This window comes from Thioalkalivibrio sp. ALE20 (assembly GCF_000381405.1).
GTDB lineage: Bacteria > Pseudomonadota > Gammaproteobacteria > Ectothiorhodospirales > Ectothiorhodospiraceae > Thioalkalivibrio.
In genome coordinates this window covers 1-6,984 of the sequence record NZ_KB906490.1, presented here as the reverse complement: position 1 = coordinate 6,984, position 6,984 = coordinate 1, and the positions used below count along the sequence as shown (strand labels likewise).

At 65.1% G+C, this 6,984-nt stretch carries 6 protein-coding genes and 1 pseudogene; 6 read left to right on the top strand and 1 reads right to left on the bottom strand.

The genetic code is table 11. The features are described 5' to 3' along the window. Positions 1-278: transposase (locus F790_RS0113515; protein WP_196800609.1), on the bottom strand; the 278-nt coding region annotated here is incomplete at its 3' end. Positions 279-379: 101 nt separating this feature from the next. Here F790_RS0113515 and F790_RS13975 point away from each other — a divergent pair. From F790_RS13975 to F790_RS14915, 6 genes and pseudogenes are all read left to right on the top strand, one after another. After that, a pseudogene (locus F790_RS13975) lies at positions 380-884 on the top strand (glutathione peroxidase). Then, positions 874-1,401, top strand: a complete 528-nt coding sequence (tadA, locus tag F790_RS0113505; protein ID WP_019590479.1) for a tRNA adenosine(34) deaminase TadA — start codon at positions 874-876, stop codon at positions 1,399-1,401. The pseudogene F790_RS13975 and the gene tadA overlap by 11 nt, the downstream one beginning before the upstream one ends. A 209-nt stretch (positions 1,402-1,610) precedes the next feature. Next, positions 1,611-3,782 (top strand): type I secretion system permease/ATPase, encoded by a 2,172-nt coding sequence (locus F790_RS0113500; RefSeq protein WP_051081931.1) that lies wholly within the window; start codon positions 1,611-1,613, stop codon positions 3,780-3,782. Then, the gene (locus F790_RS0113495) at positions 3,779-5,203 is read left to right on the top strand and encodes an HlyD family type I secretion periplasmic adaptor subunit (protein ID WP_019592004.1); all 1,425 of its coding nucleotides are present in this window, start codon (positions 3,779-3,781) and stop codon (positions 5,201-5,203) included. Before F790_RS0113500 ends, F790_RS0113495 begins: the two co-directional genes overlap by 4 nt. Positions 5,204-5,208: 5 nt before the next feature. After that, the gene (locus F790_RS0113490; protein WP_019592003.1) at positions 5,209-5,823 is read left to right on the top strand and encodes a response regulator transcription factor; all 615 of its coding nucleotides are present in this window, start codon (positions 5,209-5,211) and stop codon (positions 5,821-5,823) included. A gap of 264 nt (positions 5,824-6,087) precedes the next feature. Continuing rightward, the coding region (locus F790_RS14915) for a retention module-containing protein (protein WP_019592002.1) at positions 6,088-6,984 on the top strand (897 nt) is incomplete at its 3' end.

Here is a 6,984-nt window from a genome sequence, read left to right as displayed (position 1 = left end):
CTCGACGTGAAGTGCCGGCCGCCGCCGGACCGATCCCGGGTCTTCGGCACCTGCACCGGCACATCGCCGATGCCGGTCTGGACCCGGCGCTCCGGCTGATAGCCATTGCGCACCACTGCCCGGCGCCCGTCCGGCAAGCGGTCCTCCGCGTAGCGCTCCATGAACGTCTGCAACTCGGCCTCCACCGCTTGCTTGATCAGATCCCGCGCCCCGCGGCGCAGCAGATCGGTCAACGGGTCCTCAGGTCCGTTCGGGATGTCTGTCGTATCGTGAGCCATGGTGGCGTATCTCCTCTGGCTGGCTGGTTGCTCGCACTTCCATTCCAGCCGGATACGCCGCCTTCCTCAATTCCCCCGTACACCACTTTTGACAGTAACTCGTGACCGGCGTCTTCAACTTCGAGGCCCCGCTGCCAGGGGGTGGCGTCCAGCCTCTCGCCGACTGGCGGGGCGATGTGCTGCTGATCGTGAATGTGGCCAGCGAATGCGGCTTTACCCCCCCAGTATGCCGGGCTGCAGACCCTCCACGAACGCTACGCCGCGCAGGGCCTTCGCGTGCTCGGCTTCCCATGCAACCAGTTCGGCGGCCAGGAGCCGGGCGACGCGGACCAGATACGCGCCTGCGGGCTGAACTACGGGGTTACGTTTCCCGTGTTTGCGCGCATCGAGGTGAATGGTGCGGGCGCGCACCCTCTGTACCGTTACCTGAAAGAGCAGGCCCCGGGCGCGCTGGGCACCCGCGCGATCAAGTGGAATTTCACCAAGTTCCTGGTCGGGCGTGATGGCGCCGTGCTCGAGCGCTTCGCGCCCCAGCGCAAGCCGCAGGATCTGGCCGGTGCCATCGAACAGGCGCTTGCCGCCGTGTGCCCGGACGATGCCCGCTGAGTTCGAACACGACCCGCGGACACTGGGGCCCGGTGATCGCGGTCCGATACCCACGGAGGCGGGCGCGCATGCCTTCTGGATGGAGCTCGCGCTCGCGCAGGCGGAACGGGCGGCCGCGACCGGCGAGGTGCCCGTCGGGGCCGTGCTGGTCGATGCCGAGGGTCATTGCCTGGCCGCCGCGCACAACGCGCCGATCGGTCTGCATGACGCGACGGCGCATGCCGAGATCAGGGTGCTGCGGGCGGCGGGCCAGCGCTGTTCCAATTACCGGCTGACCGGTACCACGCTCTACGTGACGCTGGAACCCTGTTCCATGTGTGTGGGCGCTATGGTCCATGCGCGGGTGGGGCGGCTGGTCTTCGCGGCGTCGGACCCTCGAACCGGCGCCACCGGGGGTGCGATCGACCTGCTGCATCACCCTGCGCATAACCACCGTCTGGAATGCATTGATGGCGTTGCGGCGAAGCGTTCCAGCGAGCTGCTGCGGAATTTCTTTCGGTCACGCCGAAAGTGTTAAAGCCGCGTGACGCATCGGTGTAGCGCTGACGGTGCGTTGTGGCGCAGAACGGGGTGAGATAAGATCCTGCTCTCGTTATCGCCCGCAGATGCGCGCGGGCCGACTGAGTTTTTGTGCCCAGCCCTTGGGGTATATCGATTAGCCAGCCTCCTTCCAAAGATGATCGCGGGGATTCAGTCCCGAAATCCGGGGCTTCCGAAGCGGAGTCCATCGGCGATGAGGATCACGGTGCACCGGAGGTGCCGGTCCTGGATCAGGAGGGCCGCCCCGACAGCCTGCTCGGCGGGCTGATCCTGATCGCCCGTATGCACGGGCTGCGCCTGACCCCGGATTCCGCGCTTGCGGGACTGCCGCTGGATGACGGGCGGCTGTGCCCGTCTCTGGTTCCGCGTGCGGCGCAGCGTGCCGGCCTGACCACGCGCACCGTTACCCGCGACGCCCGCGGGCTGAAGGACGACCTGCTGCCTGCGCTGCTGCTGCTCGACCAGAACGAGGCCTGGGTGTTGGTCGGCTGGAACGAAGACAAGAGCGTGGCGCGGGTGATCGACCCCGAGCTGGGTGATGCGGTCATCGATGTGCCGCTGAAGCGGCTGAAAGAGCGCTACGTAGGCCGGGCCATCTACGTCCGTCCCGAGTTCCGGATGGATGCGCGCGCCCCGCAGGTCTCGAAGGAAAACAAGGGGCACTGGTTCTGGCGGGTCATTCGCGAGAACCGGCCGCTGTATCGCGACGTGCTGATCGCCGCGGTGATGATCAACATCTTCGCGCTGGCGATGCCCCTGTTCGTGCTGAACGTGTACGACCGCGTGGTCCCGAATCACGCGACCGAGACGCTGTTCATGTTCGCGGCGGGTGTCGTGATCGTGCTGATCGCGGACCTGATCCTGCGCACCATGCGCAGCCACTTCGTCGACAAGGCGGCAATGCGCGCGGACGTCAAGCTCTCCTCCCACATCATGGAGCGGGTGCTGGGCCTGCGCATGGAGAATCGCCCGGCGTCGGTAGGCTCGTTTGCCTCCAGCATCGGCGCGTTCGAGTCGGTGCGCAGCTTCATATCGTCGGCGACAATCATTGCCTTCGTGGATCTGCCATTTGCGTTGATGTTCATCGTCATCATCGCGTTGATTGCCTGGCCGCTGGCGATACCTGTGGCTATTGGCGCGTTGCTGCTCCTGCTCTATGCCACGGCGATCCATCGCAAGCTGCACGCACTCGCGGAGGAGAGCTACCGGGTGGCGGCGCAGCGCAGTTCGACCCTGGTCGAGAGCCTCACCGGCGCCGAGACGCTCAAGGCCCTGGGCGCGGAGGGGCGCGTGCAGGCGGCCTGGGAACGCGCCACGACCCACTTGGCCCGGACCAGTGCGCAGAATCGACTGCTAACCGCAAGCGTGACGCACACGGCGAATTGGGCGCAGCACACGGTCGGCGTCGCCATCATCGTGCTCGGCGTGTTCTTGCTCATGGAGGGGGACCTCTCCATGGGCGGGCTGATTGCGGCCTACCTGATCTCCTCGCGCGCGATGGCGCCGATCAGCCAGACCGCTGGGCTGCTGATGCAGTATCACCAGGCCTCGACCGCGCTCGGCTCGCTGAACGAGATCATGGCGCTACCGGTCGAGCGGCCGGCGGACTCACACTTCCTGAGCCGCGACCGGTTTGAGGGTGCCATCGAGTTTCGCAATGTAGGCTTCGCCTATCCCGAATCCGCCACGCCGGCGCTGCAGGGCGTTTCACTGAAGATCGAGCCGGGCGAACACGTCGCCGTGCTGGGACGCGTGGGTTCGGGTAAGAGCACGCTGGCCAAGCTGATCATGGGGCTTTATCAGCCGACCTCCGGCGCGGTGCTGGTGGACGGAATTGACGTGCGCCAGCTGGACCCGGCCGAGCTGCGGCGGTCGCTGGGGTATGTGGGCCAGGAGGTCACGCTGTTCTACGGGAGTCTGCGCGAGAACCTGGTGGCGGCCGATCCGCTGGCCAACGACGAGGCGATCCGCAAGGCGATTGCGATCTCGGGTATCGAGGATCTGATCAATACCCATCCGGAAGGGATTGATCTGCAGGTCGGGGAGCGGGGGAGCCGGCTTTCGGGCGGGCAGAAGCAGAGTGTCGGTGTGGCGCGGGCGGTCCTGCACGAGCCCAGTATGCTGTTGATGGACGAGCCGACCAGCTCCATGGACAACTCCACCGAGCAGGGCATGAAACGCCGTCTGGCAGAGTTCATTCAGGGCCGCACCACCGTGATCGTCACCCACCGCACCTCGCTGCTGGAGCTGGTGGATCGGATCATCGTGCTGGACCAGGGCCGCGTGGTGGCCGACGGGCCGAAGGAGCAGGTTGTCCAGGCACTGCGGGAAGGACGCGTGGGCAAGGCGCAGACATGAGCAAGCGCACGCGCAAGGAAGGCCAGGGATTCGAGGCGCTCGGCCGTGGCATGGACCAGGCCGGGAAGGTGGGCGCCCCGATGGTCGACCGGATCTTTCGCCCCTGGCTGACTAGGGGAGGGGGTGATCATCGCAACTGGGCCTCGGACGCCGACTGGACCCAGATTCAGGAACGCCCGATCCGTGCCCGCGCGCTGCTTTACGGGATCCTGATCACACTGGGCCTGCTGGTTTACTGGGCCTCGATCGCCGAGATCGACGAAATCGCCCGCGGTGACGGGCGGGTGATCCCATCGCAGAACCTGCAGGTGCTTCAGTCCATGGATGGCGGTGTGGTTTCCGAGGTGCTCGTAAGCGAAGGCGACGTGGTCGAGGAAGGCGAGGTTCTGGTTCGCGTAGATCCGACCCGTTTCCTTTCCGATCTGGGCGAGGCCAGGGCCAGCGAGTTTGCATTGAAGGCCCGTCGTGCCCGGCTGATGGCGCTGGTGACGGATACCGAGTTCCTGTTGACTCCGGACCTCCTGGCGGGCCCACCGGCGATCGTCGAGCAGGAGCAGCGCCTCTACGAAGAAAGCCTGGAGGAGATGCGCTCCCGGATTCGCATTGCCGAGGAACAGCTTCGCCAGCGGCGCGAAGAACTGAACGAAGTTCGTGCGCGGCGCAGTCAGGCCATCCGCGCACTGGAGCTGGCCAGCCGTGAACTGGAGGTCACCGAGCCGCTCGTGGAGAGCGGTGCGGTATCGGAAGTGGAGGTGCTACGCCTTCGCCGTGAGGTATCCAACGCTCGAGGGGACCGCGAACAGGCGACCGCCCAGATCGCGCGCCTGGAGGCTGCGATCGAGGAGGCGAACGAGAATATCCGCGAGGTTCGCCTGAATTTCCGCAATCATTGGCGTTCGGATCTGTCCGACACGCTGGGGCGCCTGGAAGAACTGGCGGAAGGCGCCGAGGGCCTGGAGGATCGGGTGCGGTTGTCCGAAGTGCGCTCGCCGATGCGCGGTATTGTCCAGCGCCTGTTCACGACCACACGCGGCGGGGTGATCTCGCCCGGCCGTGAAGTGGCGGAGGTCGTGCCGCTGGAAGACGAGCTCTTGATCGAGGCTCGGATCTCGCCGCAGGACATCGCCTATCTGCGTCCCGGGATGGGGGCCAAGGTTCGATTTACAGCGTATGAGTTCGCATTGTTCGGCACGCTGGACGCAACTGTGGAGCACATCAGTCCGGACACCATCACGGACGATGACGGCAACACCTTTTACAAGGTGCGGGTGCGCACCGAAGAGACCGGGTTCGACGATGAACACCCGATCATGACCGGGATGATCGCGCAGGTGGACATCATGACCGGACGGCGTACGGTTATGCAGTACCTGCTCAAGCCGATTCTCCGCGCCGGCGAGCTGGCTTTTACGGAGCGCTGAGCGATATGCAGATCTTCATGGTGGAGCAGGCATCGCGGCCATCGCCGCGCTGGGAAGAGGCCTTTCCGGATGCCCAGGTACTGCGCCCGCCGTTTCCGGCGACCCTGCCGGAGGGCGCCGAGGCCTGCTGGATCGGCACGGATCTGGCTGACTGGGAGGAGTACGTCAAGCAAATGACGCTGGTGCACCGTGTGGTCGTGCACTCGCGCCACCCGCACGACGAGGAAGGCATTCGCGCGTTCGATACCGGGGCTCACGGCTACTGCCATGCGCTGACCAACGCCGCCCAGCTGCGAACCATCGCGGCCACGGTCACCGGTGGGGGGCTGTGGGTGGGCCCGGACCTGATGACCCGCATGATCCGTACGGTGCGCAGCGCCCAGCCCCGTGACCCGGAAACTCCGCCCGAGGGCTTCGAGAACCTGACCCCGCGCGAGCGCCAGGTCGCGCTGGCGGTTACCACCGGGGCGCACAACAAGGACATCGCTCGCCAGCTCGGCATGACCGAACGCACCGTCAAGATGCACCTGGGCTCTGTCTTCAAGAAGCTCAACGTAGTGGATCGCGTGCAGCTCGTGCTCCACCTGACGCGTCTGCGCGAGGATCAACCGATCGCCTGAGTCGCATTACCGCCGCTAGCCCCTTGCTAACGGCGGTAATGCGCTTTGCTGCGCTCGCAGGATACGAAAAGCGTAGCAAAGCGTGTTAATCCGGGAAGACCCCGCGCGGCGGTTTCATTGGCGTGCCTCCGGGCGACTCTCGCACTATCTCTTCGACGAGCCGACAAAACCTGTACTTCGGTACACCTGTCGTGCCCACGTCGACTTCCCTAGGCTTGTACCCATCAAAAATTGTGAAGTGCTTCCGGATTCAAGGAGAAGGTCATGTCTGAAGTTGTCGCTACCGTCGAATCCGTGGTGGGTACGGTTATTGCTCGGGACGAAGACGGCAACACCCGCGTCCTGCAGCCCGGAGACCATATCTTCTACGGCGAGGAAGTGATCGCTGAAGACGGTGCCTTCATCGAGATGGCCTTCGAAGACGGGTCGACCCTGTCCCTGGCGGGTAACGAATCCGCCACCATCACCGACGATCTGGCGGAGTCCGCCGAATCGGTACCGGAAGACGGCGAAATTGCCGAGGCCACCGTCGAAGAGATCATCGCCGCCCTCGATCGCGGTGAAGACATTACCGACCTGCTCGAAGCCCCGGCCGCGGGTGTTGACGGCGGCCCGGCCGGCGAAGGCGGCGGTTTCGTACGCATCGCCCGCAACACCGAAGAAGTGGGTGAGGTGAGCTATCTCTATGGATCCAACGTGCTCGGTGATGCCGGTGAGACTCCAGATGTAGGAATTGTCCTGACCGAAGAAGATGCTGAAGCTGTGGACGTGCCGGAGGAATTCGCGCTGAGCGTGGAAGCCACCGTCGACAACGACGCGGCGACGCTGGACCTCAGCGGTACGAGTGCGAATGTGGCCGAAGGCGGCGTGGTGGCGATCACCATTACCGACCAGAACGACAACACTGTCACCGCCACGGCCACCGTGGACGAAAACGGCGACTACAGCGTGGACGATGTCGACGTTAGCGGCCTGACCGACGGCGAACTCACCATCGATGCCGAAGCGACCGACAACAACGGCAACGACATCACGGCGCAGGATACGGCCGAGCTGGATGCGGTTGAGTCGAATCTGACCGTGAATGCGGACGATCCGGCCGAGGGTGAGGGCACGCTGGACATCAGCGGCGAAAGCCAGGATGTGCCGGAAGGCGGTGAG